General features: G+C 66.5%; 11 protein-coding genes and 1 pseudogene. 3 read left to right on the top strand and 9 right to left on the bottom strand.

All coding sequences use genetic code 11. The features are described 5' to 3' along the window. Positions 1 to 189: transposase family protein (locus tag ACWDUD_RS26050; RefSeq protein WP_450111202.1), on the top strand; the 189-nt coding region annotated here is incomplete at its 5' end. A 218-nt stretch (positions 190 to 407) separates the two neighbouring features. On the opposite strand, the gene ACWDUD_RS26045 is transcribed toward ACWDUD_RS26050, so the two are convergent. From ACWDUD_RS26045 to ACWDUD_RS26010, 8 genes are read right to left on the bottom strand one after another with little or no spacing between them, the layout of a single operon-like run. Beyond that, complete coding sequence (locus ACWDUD_RS26045; protein ID WP_450111201.1) at positions 408 to 1,571, bottom strand: TRAFAC clade GTPase domain-containing protein; 1,164 nt, start codon at positions 1,569 to 1,571, stop codon at positions 408 to 410. Then, positions 1,568 to 2,575: a hypothetical protein gene (locus tag ACWDUD_RS26040; RefSeq protein WP_450111200.1), complete on the bottom strand. Its 1,008-nt coding sequence runs from the start codon at positions 2,573 to 2,575 to the stop codon at positions 1,568 to 1,570. Before ACWDUD_RS26040 ends, ACWDUD_RS26045 begins: the two co-directional genes overlap by 4 nt. Positions 2,576 to 2,624: 49 nt before the next feature. Then, positions 2,625 to 5,327 (bottom strand): GAP1-N2 domain-containing protein, encoded by a 2,703-nt coding sequence (locus ACWDUD_RS26035; RefSeq protein WP_450111199.1) that lies wholly within the window; start codon positions 5,325 to 5,327, stop codon positions 2,625 to 2,627. Between the two features lies 1 nt (position 5,328). Beyond that, complete coding sequence (locus tag ACWDUD_RS26030) at positions 5,329 to 7,341, bottom strand: hypothetical protein (protein WP_450107544.1); 2,013 nt, start codon at positions 7,339 to 7,341, stop codon at positions 5,329 to 5,331. A gap of 14 nt (positions 7,342 to 7,355) precedes the next feature. Beyond that, the gene (locus ACWDUD_RS26025) at positions 7,356 to 10,082 is read right to left on the bottom strand and encodes a magnesium transporter (protein ID WP_450107543.1); all 2,727 of its coding nucleotides are present in this window, start codon (positions 10,080 to 10,082) and stop codon (positions 7,356 to 7,358) included. Between the two features lies 1 nt (position 10,083). Beyond that, on the bottom strand, positions 10,084 to 13,659 hold the full coding sequence (locus ACWDUD_RS26020; RefSeq protein ID WP_450111198.1) for a tubulin-like doman-containing protein: 3,576 nt from the start codon (positions 13,657 to 13,659) through the stop codon (positions 10,084 to 10,086). A 42-nt stretch (positions 13,660 to 13,701) separates the two neighbouring features. Next, complete coding sequence (locus ACWDUD_RS26015; protein ID WP_450111197.1) at positions 13,702 to 16,440, bottom strand: vWA domain-containing protein; 2,739 nt, start codon at positions 16,438 to 16,440, stop codon at positions 13,702 to 13,704. Beyond that, complete coding sequence (locus ACWDUD_RS26010; RefSeq protein ID WP_450111196.1) at positions 16,437 to 16,955, bottom strand: hypothetical protein; 519 nt, start codon at positions 16,953 to 16,955, stop codon at positions 16,437 to 16,439. The genes ACWDUD_RS26015 and ACWDUD_RS26010 overlap by 4 nt, the downstream gene beginning before the upstream one ends. 547 nt (positions 16,956 to 17,502) lie before the next feature. Here ACWDUD_RS26010 and ACWDUD_RS26005 point away from each other — a divergent pair. Together ACWDUD_RS26005 and ACWDUD_RS26000 are read left to right on the top strand one after the other, a co-directional pair. Further along, positions 17,503 to 18,132 (top strand): annotated as a pseudogene (locus ACWDUD_RS26005) (HNH endonuclease); the annotation flags it as partial. After that, positions 18,133 to 18,285, top strand: a complete 153-nt coding sequence (locus tag ACWDUD_RS26000) for a hypothetical protein (RefSeq protein ID WP_450111205.1) — start codon at positions 18,133 to 18,135, stop codon at positions 18,283 to 18,285. It abuts the pseudogene before it with no gap. 98 nt (positions 18,286 to 18,383) lie between these two features. On the opposite strand, the gene ACWDUD_RS25995 is transcribed toward ACWDUD_RS26000, so the two are convergent. Further along, the gene (locus ACWDUD_RS25995; protein ID WP_450111195.1) at positions 18,384 to 18,860 is read right to left on the bottom strand and encodes a VOC family protein; all 477 of its coding nucleotides are present in this window, start codon (positions 18,858 to 18,860) and stop codon (positions 18,384 to 18,386) included. Positions 18,861 to 19,042 lie beyond the last annotated feature (182 nt).

Raw genomic sequence — 19,042 nt, 5'->3', positions numbered from 1 at the left:
GACCTCGATGCCGGCACTCGATGCCGCAACACACTTCTGTCCGCGATGCGCGCTCCGGCGGAACGTGCGAATGCCCTGCTGAAGACCCGCTGGAAGGCCTTACAACGAATCAGTCTGTGTCCGTGGAGGATCGGCACGATAACCGCTGCCGCCCTCGTGCTTCTTCACCTACAAGCCCCCGCCTGGTGAGAAAACCTCATTGCTGCAGAACGCGCGGCAGACTCTGCTGCATCACCTCCGCCCAACTCCGATCAGGGCCAAGGTCAGTAACTACGGGAAGGCCTCGGAAATCCCTGATCGTCCGCTCCGAACGGTCCGAGAACAGCTCGCCGCCTTCCTCGGACTCACCGCTGCATTGTCCTGCTCCAGAGACTCCCTACGTGAGACACGCTCCTAACAGAAAAGCTCTAGACCCACACTCCCCGCTGCGCGAGGACCCAGCGCACCGGGTCGAGGCAGCGGAACGGTGAGATGCCGTTGTGGTGCAGCCGGTCCCCTACCGGCGATTCGCCCAGCGCCGAGACCGCGAAGAAGCGGCTGTTCACTGCGGCTCCCGTGTGGGGCTGATCGACGGCCATCACCATCGACTTGGCTTCGAGTTTGTCGAGGAGGCTACGGACTTCGTGGTGCAGCAGCCGGCCGTCGATCTCGTTGTACGGCGCGTACTGCAGGCTCGGATCGCGGGAGAAGGCCGCACCCGGCTGCGACATGATCTCGCTCCATTCGCTTCCCTCGACATGTTGGAGCGCTTGCAGCGCATCGAATTTGGAGAGGACGACCGCGAGATTCGGGGTGGCGTCCCCGATGATCGACAGCACGGTTCGCAATACCGAGCGCGGGTCTCCACCGACGCGTTCCTGAACGGGAACCAGGTCGTGGAGTTGTTGCCGAACCGATTCGACCTTGAGCGGGTCGAACATGAACACCACACCGTCGGCCTGCGCGAAGAACCGCATGTGCTGGACATGGACGTTGTTCGGATTCTCGAGGTCCTCCCCCGCCACGTCACGAAGGACGAGGAACTGCCGGGTGCCGTTCCAGGTGCCGAGCGAGAAGATCAGCGGCTCCCGCTGATGCTGGTTGCTCGTGTGCGCGGCCGGCGTGGATTCGAGAATTCCCCGTTCTTCATAGAGCGGCTTTTCGTACAGTTCGCGGTACGCCAATTCCGTCTCGGCCGTGGCCGGCTCAACCACACAGTTCAGCCGCTCACCCAGGAGCTGAAGCGACTTGACCAGCACCGCAATGTAGACGGTCTTGCCCGTCGCGCGGGCGCCGGCCATGGCGATGCACGTGGCATGCGCGGTCCGCCAACCAACGGGCAGCCGATAGTGGCAGGATGGGCACACCTCGACGGCCGGGCCGCCCACCTTCTCCTCGACCGCCAACGGATCAGGCGACCAATCGTCGTCTGCAGTGGCGGGCCGGTCCAGGTCGACGACCTTTCCGGAGCGCACAGGTGTGCCCTGAAACGCGGTCGCGATGTCGTCTACCTCGACGTCGCCGGGTGCCGTGGGCAGCCACGACGTACGGTCGTCGGGCAGCGGGGTGAAGCACCGAGGGCACTTGGTCATGACGGGCGGCCTTCCGAATCCGAAGCGGAGGCCAGCCCCGCTACAAGCGATTGCACCGTTTCGAACAGCTCTGCGGGATCGTCCAGCCGGCTACCCCTACGCAACGGGCCACCGACGAGCGGCGTCGTCCCGGCTGCGGGAATCGTCTCGGCCTGGGCGCTCAGGATGATCGGACGCCGCCGAACGTCGGTACTGCTGCCGCCAACGTCATCGGCCGGAATGCCATCGGTCACGGTGTAGACCAGAGTCGGTTCGCTCCAACCGGATCGATCTACAGCGGTCGAACGGAATCCGATACCCAGTCCCACCGAGTCGAGTGCCGCCTGCACCTCGTCGGCTGCCGAGCGCAGATCCGATACGCGAACCGGCGTGACGGTGTGCCCGATCAGGTTGACGTGCAACTCTTCCCGACGTCCGACGACGGCGGCGACGCCGGTCAGCAGATCGACGATCTCGCGCACGCTGCCGTCGTCGATCAGGGGAGACATGGACATAGTGGTGTCGACGTCCACCTCGACCCGCACCTGACGACTTTCGGGGAGCCGGTCGACGCCGAGCACGCCACGCGCCGCCGAGCGGGCGCGCGCACCGAGATCGTTGAGGGGGACGTCGACGGCGGTCTTCCGCGCAGTGACGGTGAGCCGATCACCGTATGGCGTGACGGTCGCAAGTTCCACGTGGTGCAGCCCCGACACGTCGAGCGGCGTCAGCTCGGCGCGATCGGGGTCCAGGGTCTGGCCGCTGTCGACCGCGATCGTGGTCTGCAGGACGGTACCCTGCGGAAACCCGGTCACGGTGCCAGGCGTAGCCACCACGACGATCTCGGCATCGATTTTGGGCAACACGGCGAAGCCCGGCTTCGGATACAACGCCGACACGGAATCGGCGCCGTCCGCAGTCAGGACGCGCAGCACCACCGGCACATCGAGCGCGGTCACCGTCACCGCCAGCGGCTGTCGCGGCAGGTCCACCCGGCCTGCGCCGTCCAGTACGTAACCGGGCATCAGATCTGTCCTTCTCCCACTCGAAAACCCTTGTGTCCCAATGCTGTCGTCACCGCAGCGTCCTCCGGTGCTCCGCCGCTGCCTGGTGGACGTCACGCCGTCGCTGCTCGAACCAGTCCTCGACCACGGCCTCCCAGCCGTCACGTCGAGCCTGGTCCCACGGTTCGACGGGCAACACCGCCACGATTTCGGCCGCGCTGCGCGGCCCGCGGTACCAGGATTCCGCCAGGATCCGATTGACGACCTCGTCGAGAACGGTTCGCCGACGCGACGGATCCCCGATCACGAAGCGCGAATGCAAGTCGACCGAGTCAGCGGAATCGCGTGCGTTCTGCGCGTCGCGATACGCAGCAACCGCGTCGGCGATGATCCGGTTCTCATCGATCGCACCGCTGTACACGAGGGCCACCAACGCTTCGACCACGTACTCGCCGTTGCGCACGACCGCTTCGACGAGTGCATCCTCGTGCGTTGGAGGAAGCGGATGGATTCCGACCCCGCAGCCACACGCTGCAACGACGAAGACCGCCAATCGCGCCAGCAGATCGTCCGCAAGCTCCGCCGGGCGATTCGTGGCATAGTCGGTGAGCACCGGGAGACCGTGGCTCTCGATCGCACGCCGGAACGCGCCGGCACTGATGTCGTCCCACGTCTCCTGAAGGCGAATCGCAGCCCATGACAGCACGAGCGAATCACGCTGCGACATCGGCATCCGCAGCTCGGGCAGCCCACCGCGAAGTATGTCGTCGAGGTGACGCCCGATGTCGCCGACGTATTCGCTCCAGTCCGCCCGGATGATCGTGTCGGCAAGAAATCGCGGCGCGACCACACGCGGATACGCCGCGATCACCGCTCGCCATTGCGCCGGCGTCCAGGACACACCATCGACAACCGCATCGAGGTGGGCCGATGCAATCGTTCCTCGATCGAGTTCGGCAAGTGCCCGCCACAGTGCAACAGTTCCGAGCTCCGGACGCACACGTTTACCGTCTCCGGCAAGGACGAACACGCCCTCGGCGACGAGCGCACACGTTGGCGTGTAGACCAGGGAGCGATCTGCAACGAAGTCGTCGAATCTCGGTGCGCCGGGCAACGTACCGGCGAGCCAGTCGATCACTTCGGGGACGAGGCGAGATCCCAGCGGCCGCGTGGTGAACTCCGTGCTGGCGACCACCGCGTGTTGCAGGTAGTCGATGTGCGTGGAGTCCGCGAGGGTGTCGATCGTGGCGACGAAGGCCGGGCCGCGGTCGGGATCGTAGAGGACCGGCACGACGGTGAGCCCCAGGAGCTCGACGATCACATCGGCACTTCGGTCGTCGACCAGCCCTGCGCGGACGACGAGATCCACGTATCGAAGGGCCTCCGTCGCGAGCTCGTCCGGGTGCAGTGCCGCGCGGGCGCGACGACGCAGGTCATCCAGTACACGACCAGCGTCCGCTACGAGTTCCGTTGTTCGACAGCACTGTTCGACAAGCACAAGGCGAGACGGCTCGGCGCGGCAGACCCACTCGGAGTCGCCGAACGCCCGATACGCGAACACGGTGCCGGCCAGATCCTGCACGACCTGGGCGAGGGTGCGGTCCGACTGCCACCGCAACAGCGCCTGCGCCGCATGCTCGGTGGTCTCGCCCAGGCTGTGATCGATGACGTCGACGATCAACCGTTCGAAATCGGTGCCGGACACCGACTCGGGACTGTGCTCGAGAAGCACAGTGGTCGCTTCGTCCAGCGCGTCGTGAAGGTCACCGTTCGCCACCACCGCCATCGCCAGCGGCCACATCGGATTCAGCCCGCGGTCACCCACCTCGGCAGCGATCTCGTCCTGCTGAGCCAGAGCCCGGGCCGCGACCTCGACGTCGATGAGGGCCGTCTGGGCCAACAGCGACCACGGCGAGACCGGCACCAGGTCACCGTTGGCGACACAGTGCGGATCGCCGTCGAGCTCGCCGAGCTCCGGAGATTCGTTCTCGCCGAACACAACACACCCGGTAGCGTCGCCGGGAAGATCGTCGAGCGGCACCGCCGACAGGTGCGCTCCCCGCGCTATCGCGTCGTCGACGCTGTGCAGGCGGTCGAAAGTAGACCACCCGAATCGATGGCACGCCCCCGGCGACATGAACTGTGAGACCGCCGCGATCCACAGCGCCGCACTGTTCGGGTCCTGGCACCCGAGCACCACGGGCGGCCCACCGTCCAGCGCACGCGCGACTGCGTCCAGCAGCACACCGAAGATCCCGATTCGCCAGGTGTCGGGAGCAAGCAGGAACGCGAGAACCGCCTCGCGGGAGACTGCATCCCCTAGGCGTGGTTCGTCTGCAGGCAGCGTCGCGGCAGCAACCTGCTCAGCGCCGTACGGGACGAGCCAATCCGGTGAATGCCACCGCTCGATCGGACGTGCACGCGATGCCTCGGACGTTCCGCGGTCGAGTAGCGCGTGCGCGAACACATTCCCAGGCCTGCCCGAAGCGTCCGGTCCTGCCGGAACCGTGTGCCAGTACATGCCGCCGTGCTTCCCCGCGGTGTACATCAACCGCCGAGGGCGGTCCTCGATCTCCTCGGGGCTGGGAAACCGCGGGAGCGGACCGGCAGTTTCGAAGCGGGTCAGCACCCCCGCGCAGAGTGCCTCCTCCTCCGCAGGATCGAGTGCTCCCGATACCTCCTTGACCTGCCAGCCTCCGCCCGTGGCCGCATCGGGGCGGTCGAACGAGGTGTAGGTCAGCTGACCGAAGCGTGGCCGCTCGACGTCGGGCATGTCACAACGCCTGTTCTTCGGGTCGCGACCATGCTGCGAAGTCGAGGTTGATCCGTTCGATCGGCGGGTCGAGCAACGCGATGGTGCGGGCCTTCTCGGGGCGAACGTCGGCGAAGACGCGGACGAAGCCTCGCATCCCGGTGACGTCGACCAGCCACGGCTGACTCCATTCGCGACGAAGGCTTCGCGGCTGGAAATTGCGGGCCCCCGGCTGCGTCTCGCCACTGACCCGCACCTCGAGCGGATGGCCGTCCCGAGCACTCAACGGCAGCCGATGTTCGTTGTGCACGACGACGAAGGGAGGAGCGGTGGACAGTTCGATCTCGGACGCCAGCCGGATCGCGAGGAACACGCCACCTTCCGGGGCGTGCCGCACTTCGACCGTGTACTCGATACGCAACAACCCCGGATACTCGACGGTCGTCGGGATCCCGACCTTCCGTTCTCCTGCCGTGTATGCGACCGCCACGACGTGCACCGAGCATCCCAGCTCCGGAAGCCGATCCCTCAGGTGCAGCCCACCGTCACGGTCGTACTGCGAACGCGAGACCTCCGCGACCGGCCGCTGCTCGATCGCATGCTCGGCGGGAACCTGCGGAGCGCTCACGTACACCGATACCGACGCAGCGCCGTCCGGCCACGGGAACGTTACGACCTGCTCGGTGCATCGTTCGACGACGCGCACATCCCTCAAGGCCGGCAACGGTCGGGTGGCAATGACGGTGTGCCCCACCTGTACCTGCCCGTCGAGCACTGTCACGGGGGTGAAATACGCGCGCACCCAACCGCGTGGCCACGACACGTTGGTCATGCTGTGACGACCGGCGTCGCCCGCCACCACCGGATGCACGAGACGGTCCGCCTCGGACAATCCGCCGGATACTTCCAGAGCACCCGACGACAGCAGCGTGCCTTCGATCCCGGCGCGGGGCGTGCTCCGGGTTCGGTACATGACGACGTTCCCGATCGCCGGGGGCGTCCACGTCAGATCGAAATGAAGGTCGTCACCGTTGCGATGTGTGACCACCTCCAGATCCGCGACCGGTTCGAGCACCGCGGAAACCAGCACTTCGTCCTGCGCAGCGGGCGAGAGCCGTGTGTGTCCGTCGACCTCCACTTCACAGATGGCGCGGTACAGGTAGCGGTGCCCGCGCTGCGCCTCACGATCGACGAACCCGCTGAGATTGGGCTGGTCGGCCAGGATCCGATGCCGGGGATCGTTGGAGACGGGCCCACTCCCGTCGAGCGGGATCCGCAATACTCGGACACGCGAGACGCCCGGCCACGCCGACCACTGGCCGATCACCGCTCCGTCGTCCTCGATGACGACGAAGCCTTCGACCGGGCTGAGCACATGCCCTTCGGCAACAAGGATCGGTTGGCGCTGCGCCGCGTCCCGCTCGCTGCTGCCGACATGAGCCCACACCTGGAGATACCGGACCGCGGCAGCGGGCGGTTCGAGATCGACGATCCTGGTTCCCCGGGTGACCCCGACGAGTCGGCCCGCCTCGGGCTTGTAGGCACGATGCGTCTCCCCCGCCACCACGCGGTACAGCACGATCGTCCCGGGCACGGCCGGAAGCGGCTCCCAGTCGATGCAGTGGCCACCGCGAGGTTCGGGTGTGACGGTGAGGCCACCGACGACATGGTCCGACTCGCCGTGCAGATACTCGCAGAAGTCCTCGGTGCGCAGATCCACCAGGAATTCGTCTCCCGGAAGCGGTTCGGCGGGAGGAACTTCCAACTTCGGCGCCTCCTCCTCGACCGGAGTCTCATTCGAGACCGACACCGGAATCTCCCAGCGCGGTGCGTGCGATTCCAGTACCGCGACGATGCCCTCGACGAATGGCTTCGCGTGTCCCGGCAACATCTCTGCGATCTCCTCACCGGTTCGCCGGTTGTGCCGGAGGATCTGCCGCAGGTTCGTGTCCTTGATCAGACCGGGGCGCAGACGGCCTTCGTCGATCTCTTGTTGGCGCCACTGTTGCAGCGCCTCGAAGACTGCCTCCGACACTGGATTCCTCGCTCTCAGAAGTTGATGCCGTCGATGACCGGGGCGCTGAACATTCCGGCGCCGGGCCGATCCGCGCGCTGCACGGCCGGTTGCGCGGGACGCAGTGCAATGTCCGGGACCTCGGCGATCTCGACCGACGCCGTCGGCGCCTGCGGAACCGCGAGATCCTCGACCGAGATTCCCTCGGTGTACTGGGTGGTCACCGCCACCAGTCCGCACCCGGCCGGTGACGACGACGCCACCTCGCCGGCCACGCGGGTCAGCCCCTTCATCGACGCGGTGCCACTGAATGCGGACCGGTCGAAGAAGCCCGCCCCGGCGGCGGTACCGACGCCGGCCAGGAACTCGTCGACGTCGGTCCGCTGGAGGACTCCGTCCACGCGATATTCGACGACCCCCAGCAGCTCCCGGGCGAGCTCGGCACGCGGACCGTTCAATTCGCGCAGCGCGCGGTCCCAGAGTACGGCCGCACCGGTGGATTCCAGCTCCCCTCGGTGCAACCGGATCGACCACTCGTCGAGCGGCGATCCGGATCCGGCACCGGCCTTGACCGCGAGCAGGCTCGGGTCGCGCTCGACGTCGCGTGCAGCGAGACCGACCGCAGCGCCGGCCGAGCCCACGAGCGTGTCCCACGGGTCGGTGAGCCATCCGACGGTGAACAGATCCTGACGGAGTTCGTCGGCGACGCGAGACGTGTCGACGTCGCCCGGACTACCCGATCCGATGGCGCTGTGCCGCGGCAGGCCCCATTCGATCCGTCGCCGCGACGCGAGGTGGTGTTCGGGTGTCCCGAGCGGTTTGGCGAGGAACGCACCGAGTGCTCGATTCCACGACAGGTATTGCTTGTAGGCGCCGGTGAGAACCTCGACCTCGCGGAGCACAGCCCGCAGGTTGGCGCGATCGGCTTCGGCGGCCGCGGTCGCCGCCTCGCGACGTGCCAACAGGTCTTCGAGGAACTGCTGGGACCGGCGGCAGATCACGACGACAGCGGTGGCCCAGCCCAGGACGCAGAGGGCGATGGCCGGACCGGCTTTCCACCACGAGATGAAGTCTTTCCACGCGAGCACGCCGGCGACGACCGCAATCGCAACTGCGACGACGGTCGCGAGATGCACCTTGCGGAACATGCGGGCGTGCTCTTCCGCGCTCTCTTCGGCCGGGTCGCGCAGCTCTTCCGCGTTCTTCACCCGTTCGAGCAGTGTCCGGGTCTCGGCGACATCGGCCGTGAGTCGATCGGCGAGGGCCGAACCGAACGTGCTCGCGAAGCTCCGGCGAGTCGTGGCCGACCAGGACTTGATCGCGGCACCGGTGCGCCGCGCGTCCAGGCCGATCACCGGGTCCTGCTCCAGTCCTCGCAGACGGTCGCACATCTCCGCGATTCCGAGCACATCGGACGCCTCGACCGCATGTGTGTGAACGGTCGCCGAGACCACGCCCGGAATGTCGGTGAAGTCGTCGGCGGGGCCGGGAACGATGTCGGACGCCGACCGGAACACGGCACGATGCGCACCCACCTGGATCGGCGGCAGCCCCGGGGAGCGTTCGCTGGCGTCCGCCAGGGTCAGCGCGGCCCGCGCGTAGTCCCGCCACAGCGCCGAGAGGTCGGGTGCGGCCGACTGCGGAGCACCCTTCGCGCTGTCGAGGGCGGCCCCGATCTGGCGGGACGCGGCTTCGTACTCGGTCCACGCCACCCGCTGACCATCGGCGTCGATACCACCCACGACGACGCGATAGGCACCGGACGCGGAACCGAACAACGCGTTCTGGGTGGCCGACGCCAGCGCCGCAGAGGACATTGTGGCGATACGGCCGAACAGCCTCGCCGGCGCGTTGGTGAGAACCGCCAGGATGAACCGTCCGAACATGCGGAGCGCATCCCTGAACGACACAACGCGGGGCGCAGCCGCCGCCGGTGTCTTGACGCGCGCACTGGTCAGCAGATGACCGTGCTTGGTCCACAGCGCCTGGGCCATCCGACGTGAGGCCGCGGGCACGTCGTCCACGTAGAGCACCGCAGTACCCGCGTCGCGGGGAAGCGGCAATTGCCCACCGAAGTCCAGCAATTCGGCGTGCAACTGGTGCTCCGCGTGCGACGTGTCGAGCCTGCGATAGAACGAACGCACGACCCGCAGCGAATTACCGGGCAGGACAGGTTCGTCGTCGAACGGTGCGTGATCGATATCCGTCCACAGCCCCGTTACGCCGACGATGACGGGCGCTGCGTGCCGGCCGGTGTCGACCGGATCGATGGTCGTCGCCAGCGACTCGTGACCCATGCCCGGCCCTCGGGAGTCCTCCGGCGCCACGAGCAGGTTGTGCCAACCTGCCAGCGCCGGGGTCGCGAGTCCCGACTGCTCGTCAGCCGGCCGATGCAGCAGCAGACGCATGCGCACGCACCGCGCCCCACCCGAGTTGGCCGACATGAGCTCGGCCAACGCTGTTTCCGTTCGCAGTCGCACCGGAACGGCGTCGGCTGCGGTCGGCACGAGCACGCACAGGCGCACCAGATCGTAGTGGCGCGAGGCGAGCACGTCCTGGAGCGTGAGCGTGCGATCCACTCCCCTAACGGTCTCCACTGCCGGGATCGGAGCACCAACTTCGCCCAGTCGGGAGTCGTCCACCCACACGAACGGTGAGACGAGTTCCGCCGCGGACAGATCGCGCAGCACGTCCCGAACGCCGTCGGCCGGACCGGGGGTCGCGACGAACAGGGTCAGCACCTTCGTATCGGCGCCCGCCATGTCAGAACTGCCCCATGTCGGGGATTTGGAAGGTCTGCGCCGACGGCACCGACGGACCGGACGGCACGTCGACGGTGGCGGGGCGGTCCGGTTGCTCGGCGCGGACCTTGCATTCCTCGATCAGATCGATGAGTTCGCCGGCAGCCCAATACACGTCTGCGGCGATGTCCCGGAAGATCGGGGTCTGGGATGCCTGCTCACGCAGATGGATCGACGAGAACACGCCCCCACCGGGAGCTCCGTCCCGGCCCGGTTCCATGTAGTGGGTGCCGGCAAGGTCTCGAACGACGGTCAGCCACGTTATCGCGTTCTTCGCGCGGACATCGATCGAGACATCAGGGCCGGTATCGGCGACCTGGGACTGCCAACCGGTTCCCGTGTCGCCGCTGCGCAGCCACTCGGTCAGAACCGACTTGGCCGACACCTCGAGGATGCCGCTGGCCGGCTTCTCCGGGGACGCGTCGTAGATCGCGCGCAGTACGCGATACGGCAGCATCGAACTCATGACCGGCGACTCGTGCGACCGCGCCATCGCGAGCAGGATCGATTCGAGAACCGCCGGGAACCAATCGTTGTTGGCGAGGAACCGCGCCGGCGGGGTGAGCAGCGGATTCGGGAAATCGACCCACCCGGAGGTATCGGCGTCCCACACGCGCACCGGCTCGTTGTACGGCTCAGCGGGCAAACGCAGCCGGCCGACGACGAGCCCGAGGAACCAACCTGCGGTGAGTGCACGCCGTTCGCTGTCGTGCATCGGCAGCGACGCGGCGAGTGGCCGGGCACGACGCCACTGCCAGAACGCCTCCTGCTGGGCAGGTGTGGAATCGGCCCACTGCTTCGCAGCCGGCGCGATGACCGAGTCGTACGCGAGCGGCGAATAGTTCGGATACGAGCCGAAGATGTCGATGCGGGTGAGCTTGTCCTCCTCGGTCAGCAGCCGGGTGAACTCGGACCGGGTTTCGTGGTCGATCATCGGGTTCTTCTGCAGCACCTGCGAAAGCATCTCCGCTACGGGAAGATTGAGGAACGGCACCGATGTGAACTTGTACCGGTACTCGATCTGCTGACCGGGGTGCAGCGCTTCGAGTGCCTGCTGGTTGACGCTCGCGAGGGGCCGCGCGAGTGAGAGCGCCTCGACGAACTTCGACCGCAGACGCTCACGCCGCTCCTCGAGCGCGTACTCGGGCACCGCGATGTCCTCGATGTATTCGCGCAGCGACACCCGGCAGAACCGGTCGAACGATTCGCCGGTTCGTGCGACGAACTGCCTTGCGCGGCCGAGGATTTCAGCCGGTCGAACATGAACGTCGTAGCGTGCGGCGGACGGGACGAGTGCTTCGCGGGTTCCGGGATCGTAGGGGAACGCACGAGTCCGCCACGCCGACGTCCGTTCGAGGACGGGGTGTTCCTCGCCGGGCGACCGGCTGCCGTCGATCGTGGGCCAGACTCCGGTCACCACATCCGCGACCGCACGTTGCACAGCGGTCTCGAACGGCGGCGTTCCCAGTCCGTCGGACGCAACGGCCAGGGGAAGGTCGGTGCGGTACTGATCCATGAAGTCCGCCGACGGCGTGAGCATCACTTCGTTGTTGGCCTCGGCGAACCGCTTCGGTACCCGGTCGGCCTTGTCCGCGGGCCACGCGCCGTACTGGTCGGTCGCGAGCCGGGCGAGACCGACATCGCTCGCCGGCTTGCTGCGTGCCTTCCGCAGGGCGGTCTGGGACTCGTTGAGCGCGTCGAGCAGCGGTTGCACGATCTCCGGCACGAGCGCCGTGGCGACCTCGGCGACCTTCCCGGACAAGGACGCATACAACTGCCGGTAGACGTTCTGGCTGCAGCTGGTGAGCACACGGTCGAGGATGTCGGCATCGCTCTCGATGTTGCCCTTGAGCGACGCCAGCATCTGTGCGGTGTCGGCAGACTGCGCGGTGATGTCCGCCGGGGTCTGCTTCGCCAGCTCCTCCGCCCCGGCACGCACCTGATCCTTCAGGAGCACCGACAGGCGGTTGACCAGCGCGGTCGCATACGGGAGACCGAGATCCGACACCGCCTTCGCCACGACCCGCTCGATGTTGTCCGCGAGGGTCCGGTGCCATTGGAATGCGTGTCCGAGCGCGTGATGCTCCGCGGAGGTCGTCAAGGTCTGGCGTCGGGCACCCAGAACCCGCGTGATCTCGGGAACCCATTGGGCGGCACTCAGACCGCTACCGGATGGAAGATACGCCCGCAGCTCCGCCTCGACGATCTGCCGCGCCATCCGCAGTCCGTCCTCCGCGGGCAGCACAACCTGGGTGAGCCACGGACCGACCCCGATTTGAGCCGCACGCTGATCTGCTTGCACCGCAGGAAGTCCCATGGTTGCGAGATGGGTCTGCCACTGGCTGTCGAGGATCGAGGTGACCTGGTCGTCGTCCGACGCAACGTTGGCGGGATTGCGATGGCCTTCGAGCAGCCGATCCACCGCGCTGCGCGCCAGACGCTGCGCGGAGTATTCGGCGTAGCGGTCGCGGCCCATGCTCAGACTCGAGAATCCGTAGGTGCCCCACGGCAGGTTGTCCCACTGGCCGCCCCAGCCGATGTTGTCGCGCTGCCCCGACAGACCGGCACCGTTGGTCAGGTCGTACTGCACGAACTGACGAGTCGCCGCGCCACTCATCATCATTCCGGCGAGCCCGCGGGCGAGGCCTCGGTAGATCGCCTTCTGCGAACCGTCACCGAACGGCGCACCCTCGACACCGACACGGCGGCCGACCGGGAACACCCGAGCGAACGGAACCTTCTCCCCCGCACCGCTCTGCTGGCCGAGCGCACGCAGGATCTCGACGTCGTGCTCGCGGGCGGATCCGAGCTGGCTCGCCACGATCTCACCGAGCATCGCGAGCGCGTTGGCGCGAACACCGGTGGTGGCGCTCCGACCGAGACCGTCGAAGATGTCCGGCGCAACCATGAACACGCCCATCAGGCGCGGATCGAGCTTCGGAATCAACGTCAGCAGCCGGCACACGTCCAGGGCCATCGACGCGCCGGCGCCGCCGGCCATCGACGAGACGACGAGGACGATCGGGGACTCCTCCTGCTCGAAACTCCCTCCACCGGGAATGTTGAGCGCGGACATCTCGGTGGCGGTCTGCACCGTGAACAACTGGTCCCAGGCGTTCTGCAACGTGTCGCGGATACCCCCGGCCTTGCTCAACGTGATCATGCGCCCGAGCGCACGGTACTGACCGGCACCGGATCCGATCGGCACCGTCACCGCGGAGGGGTCCCGCGGTGCCCACGTGGCGATCTCGCCGAGACTGTTCCGGGCAGCGAGCTGATTGCTGAGCGCGTTGTCGAGAACGGCGTACGAATCACCCTGCGGCCCACTGCCGAAGTAGTAGCCGCCCTGGTCGCGCACGTTCCCGAGCCCGTCCGGCCCAGCCTCGGGGGCGGTCGGCACGTCTACGCTGACAAACTGCCAACCACCGGGGATCTTGTCGATCCCCGCTGCCGCGAGATCGGAGCGAAGCTGATCCATCATGTACGCGAGAGTGACGGCACCGGATCCACCGCAACCCACCACAAGAAAACGCCTCATTACGGGCCTTCCATATCGAGAGAATTCGAAGCTGTACGTCTGTCAGGCACCGGGCGGCCGGAACGGGTCGAAGGGTTGCCCCGGGGATGCCGGTCCGGACGGCGGCAACGCACCGGATCCCGAACCGCCGAACGACGGTGGCGCACCGAAAGTCGGCGCCGAGGTCGCGGCCGGGACACCGAACGGATCGAACGGGGACGCCGCGGCCGGCGCCGGAGGCGCCATGGTGGGCCCGGCTCCCGAGGCGGGAGGACGGTCGTCGACCTGCGCGGACCGCTTCCTCAGCTCACCGATCAGCCCTTCGGCGCGTCTTCCGGCTTGGTCGACAAGTTCCTGCACACGTCCTGACGACGCTCCACCGGCGACGAGCAACAGCAGCGTCGCGTGGTCTGCGGGACCTTCCGGGTCGTGCAACAGAACCCAGTTGTTGTGCACGGCCAGCGGAAGGACCGCATTACCGTGGCGATCGGTCGACGGGGTGGAACCGGATGCGCCGCGCATTCCGGGCGCACGCACGACCACGTACCCGGTCCCGACCGGCGATGCGCCCATTCGGGTTTCGAGCTCGGCACCGTCGACCGCGAGCTTGCGTGCCGGCTTGTCCAGGCCGCGGACGGGGTCGCGCAGGTCGGTACCCTCGAGCGCGAACGCTCTCCCGTTTCGGTGGAGCCGACCGTCGGAGATGGTGACCCGGAAACTCTGCGCCTTCAACGTCTCGGCCGGAATCTTCGTCTCACGCCACTTGAGGAAGTAGAGCAGCGCGAGCGGAATCGCCACACCGAGGGCGAACACGATAGCGAACACGAGCCAGAATCGACCGGTGTCGAGCGGCTTCAGCAATTCCGACGTGAACGGCACGTCGACGGGCATTGCACGATCGGGTTCGCCTGTCGGGGCGACCATCAGGCGGACCGACCCGTTGAATGCACCGTTGCCGGCCTCGGGCACGACCAGCTCGATGGGCAGTACACCCGTCTCGCCCTCCGCGACGGCGATGCAGTTGTCGGCCGAGGTCGCACCCGCAACTCGGACCTCCGCATCCCCGACGCCGTCCGGTACCGCGTCGACGCGCGCGGGTGATGCGGCGTCGGCCCACACGCAACCGGGTCCGGTGATCGGCACCTCGCGTGCGAATGTGCCGGCACCTTCCACCGTGCCGAGGTCGATCCGGTTCGGCAGCGTCGGATATCCGATCGGCGGAGCGATCGTGAGAGGCACGTCCACGAACTGGGGTGCGAGGTCCGTACCCGGCGCGATCAGGGTGCCCCATCTGTCGGTCGCATCGGCGGTCGTGACCTCGAGCGCCAGCCGCAACGTGGCCTCACCCGGCGCGATGTTCGTCAAGTTGAGCTCGATGGGAGCGTCGATGCGGTCCTTCGAAATACGTGAAGCCAGTGGGTGATCCACCCCGGCTGCATCGGTGATCGACACCGACAGGTACGCCGAACCCAACAGCTCGGACGGGTCGATCTCCTGGCGATCGGAATCGACGATGCCGAGTTGCACGGCGGATGTCGTTTCTCCCGCGTGGATGGCAGTCACATCCTGGCCGAGCCAAGCAGGGAAGAGATTGCCGGAGATGTGGATGTTCGACTTGGATCGCGCATCGGCATGCGACGCGTCGGGGTCCACGAAGACGAGTGCCCACATGCCCTGCCACTCGCCGGATTCGCCGTCCGGCTTCTGCATCGTGAACGACACCGACCGCTCGGACAGCCAGCGGTATTCGACACCGACACCTGCGACGTCAGTCGTGGCCGCAGCTGCGGTTTGCTTCATCGGCAGCTCGGTGTCGTCGGGTGCGACGAGCGTCGGCACGAGCCCGTCGGTGTCGGCAGAGGCGAGCACGGCGACCGAGCCGATCGAATCGTCGAGGACGAATCGGTGCTTTCCCGCGTCGCACACCTCGTACGCGCAGACACCGGTCTCGCTCTCCAACGGCGCCTGGCCGGGGCTGGAGAACGCGTCGAATGCGAACAGCAGGTCGTCGATGTTCTGAGCCAGGTAGAAGTCGCCCGGGGACGGCTGCGTCCTCGCGCCGCACGCCTGACCGGCAGCGGGTGCGCCGGTCGCGATGGCGCGCATCAGGTCGAAGTCGGCGGCCGCTGCCGTCCCGTTCGCCAAGCCCACCGCGAAAGTCGCGATACCGGAGGATCGCACCTGGTCGGCGATACCGGCAGGGCGGCAAATCGATTCGCGGGCCGCTGCCACGACCTGTGCGACACCCTGGTCCGTGCTCAAGGAGATGCCGGGTGCGTAAGGCTTCTCGTCGTCGCGCGTGCTGAAGTCGAGTTTGCCGTCGGAGAACCACGCGATGGCCTGGCATGCCGTCCCCGACTGCGCCTGGTCGGCGAGTGCGCTCCGCGCGCCATCGAGTGCGGTCCAGTAGTCGGTGTCCAGCCCGGCGGTCCGCGAGCGGAATGCGTCGACCTCATCCTTCAGATCGGGCAGCGATCCGGTGTCGAGTCGTGTCCACGGCGCGTGCACCGTGAAGTCGGAGGAGAACCCGGCCACGGCCACGTCGAGGGAGACACCTGCCGCGCTCCCGAATGCACTCAGTTGCTCGAGCAGGTAGTTCGCGGCCTGAACGCGAGCGGCATCCGGATCGGACTGCTGCAGGCTGCCCGACTCGTCGATCATCAGCAGCAGGTCGCCTTCGCGTTGCGCGGCGAGGCAGCCGCCGAAGTCCGCGACTGCCGACTCGGTGGGCTGAGCCGATGCCGACGGCGTGAGGAGCAGGCAACCGATGAGTGCGGCGCCGAGTACTGCAAGCTTCTTCACAGACGGCCTGCCCAGTCCGCGATCTGCCACGCGTTGAGCAGGATTCCCAAACCGGTGAGTGCCACCGCAGACCAGTAGACGATCCGAGGAAACACCGATGGCTGGTAGACGGCACGGGTGCGTTGCGTCGTGTCCGCGGAGATGTGCTTGGCCAACAGGAACGCTGCAGGTACCGACATGACCCAGCCGATTGCCGCGAACAGGACCGATCCACCGTTGACGGCGACGAGGGCGAACACCAGACCCACGAGTGCGACGGCTGCGGCTCCAGCCGCCCACCCGACAGGCGTGCGTCCCTGTTCGACACCTGCCGAGACGGGGGTCTGCTGGAGGGCGAACATGTCGGCCGGCGACGCCATCGAGGAACCGGCCGAACCTCCGAACGGGTCGGAGGCGAATCCGAAGGTGGGAGCGTCCGATCCCCACCCTGCCCTGCCCGGATTCAGCGAAGGGGTATCGGTTCCGTCCCGCGAGCTCGAATACTCGGTGAAGTCGAAGTTCGACGGTAACTGCACGGGCGTCCCTCGGGGTCGGGTCTGGGCCGCGCATCCGGCAGCGGTGTTGCTACAGATGTCGGCATAGTTCAACGATCAATCGACGGTCGACCCGTCTCCGTTACGGGGACTTTAGCCCTATCTTGATGATCGATCACAATTCGCCATGTAGCGATCCGACCGACAAATTTCCAGCACCCGATAGGAGCGCACGAACATGCAGATACTGCGCGTTACACATACGGGGCTTTCTAGGTCTTCCGCACGTCATTGATCTTGAAAAGCTGGCTTTCGCTCGCCCTCGCTGCCCCTTTGAGGAAAACATCCATCTACAGTCGCAGCCGTCCGGTCCAACAAGCCGAGTGTCACATCGGCTTCGTACCCTTAGCGATAGCGCGGCCCGCAGGGTCGCCAGCATCTGAAGGGGACCGAAGTGAAGGCGTGGGCGCTGCTGTCGAAGTTGGACAGCCGGAGCTGGGAGAGCAACGACGGCTACCCCGATGAGATCGGGTCGACGTATGTTAACGACAGCGGAGTCGCAAACCACCTCCGCGTCCAGGTAGGAGATATGATCCTCCTCCGCGACTCCAGGTCGATCCATGGTGTCTCGCGGATCGACCGGATCGATACCCAGCCCGACGTGAAGATCCGATATGTGTGCCCGCGGTGCGAGAGGCCAGGACAAATACCTCGTAAGAACAAAGCACCCAAGTATCTGTGCAGGCACGAGGCCTGCCGGAACGAGTTCGATAAACCACTTCCGCTGGAAGTGCCCGTTACACGCTATGTCGCCAGCTACGGTGCGCAGTGGCAGGCACTGGATGGCGCGTTACCCTTCCATGCAATCGAGCCACTGTTGGACAACGCACAACAGAACGCGATTCGACGGTGCGATCCGGACGGCCTACGCAAGGTGCTCGAGGAACTCTCGGTGCCGCTCCCATCCACCCCGGCGCCACGGACTAGTTCCCCAAAGGGAGGACGGCGGCAGGCACTTGTACGAGTACGCAATGGGCAGAAGCAGTTTCGTCAGGGTCTCCTGGAACGGTACGGGCTGCGATGCGCAGTGACAGGGCCCTGCCCGGCAGCAGTGTTGCAGGCAGCGCACCTGCGTGGCTTCGCGGAGCATGAATCGCACGACCTGAACGAAGGCCTACTCTTGCGTTCCGACTTACATCAGCTATTCGACGCTGGGTTGATGGCCATCGATCCCGAAACTCGGTCGGTAGTGCTAGCACCGTCACTGGATGAGTACGGCGACTATCAACAGTTGCGCGGCGTAGTCATCGCGGATGGGCCCTACCTCACGGCGCTCGCTGATCACTACCAGGTGGCTACAGCAGCCTGGTGACAGGCATAGCCAAGTCTTGCGGGACCATTGCGGCGGTGCTGCGGAAGACGACCTGCCTTTCCCGCTTTCTGCACTGCAACCCGGGTAGACATGAGGGATCAGCGTAGTCCGCGGCGTACTTCTTCCTCTGCCGCCGACTCCACTGGGTTCACGACCGTGCGCACTTCCGATTCAGGGGTTTCGGTATGGGATTCGACCGTGTAGAAGCGCACTTCGTGCCCGTCGGGATCGTGAAGGAGTGGGAGAATCCATCCTATTGATGCGAAGTGCACCCCACCGTGCTGGTCGCCGAGCTGGTCGAGATGTCCTGCCAGCGCTTCGAGTGCATCGCGGTCGGGCACGCCGATCGAAAAGTAGTCGAATCCTGCCGCTGCTGCAGCCTTCTCCGGGTCGAGCCGAAGTGCCATCACCGGCCCGCCTGCCGGATGCCGCATCGCAACACCCATGAGTCGATCCTCTTCGTGGAACTCGACCGCCACCTCGTAACCGAGTCGCGTCCGATACCACTCGACCGAGCGCGCGAGATCTGCGACGGGCAACTTCAGATGGTGAACGCCGGCGAGCGTCGGAATCATGACCAGTCCCCTCCGTGACGCCGACGTTCAGAATCCCTCGTCACGAGGAACTTCGTCAAGCAATCGCTCGCTGACTTGTCGCCGGGTTACCCGTCCACGGGAGCGACCGCCTGGAGAGCGAACTTCACACGTGATCGCGCCGTCCAATCCGACACAACAAGTTCACTGTGCCCAACGTTGCC

It is taken from the genome of Rhodococcus sp. NPDC003382 (assembly GCF_053589135.1).
This window is presented reverse-complemented; position numbering and strand designations above follow the sequence as displayed.

Excerpts from the sequence above, each read along its gene's own strand:
- ACWDUD_RS26045 (WP_450111201.1), bottom strand. The coding sequence starts at position 1,571 with ATGACCAAGTGCCCTCGGTGCTTCACCCCGCTGCCCGACGACCGTACG.
- ACWDUD_RS26040 (WP_450111200.1), bottom strand. The coding sequence starts at position 2,575 with ATGCCCGGTTACGTACTGGACGGCGCAGGCCGGGTGGACCTGCCGCGA.
- ACWDUD_RS26035 (WP_450111199.1), bottom strand. The coding sequence starts at position 5,327 with ATGCCCGACGTCGAGCGGCCACGCTTCGGTCAGCTGACCTACACCTCG.
- ACWDUD_RS26025 (WP_450107543.1), bottom strand. The coding sequence starts at position 10,082 with ATGGCGGGCGCCGATACGAAGGTGCTGACCCTGTTCGTCGCGACCCCC.
- ACWDUD_RS26020 (WP_450111198.1), bottom strand. The coding sequence starts at position 13,659 with ATGAGGCGTTTTCTTGTGGTGGGTTGCGGTGGATCCGGTGCCGTCACT.
- ACWDUD_RS26000 (WP_450111205.1), top strand. The coding sequence starts at position 18,133 with ATGGCCATCGATCCCGAAACTCGGTCGGTAGTGCTAGCACCGTCACTG.
- ACWDUD_RS25995 (WP_450111195.1), bottom strand. The coding sequence starts at position 18,860 with ATGATTCCGACGCTCGCCGGCGTTCACCATCTGAAGTTGCCCGTCGCA.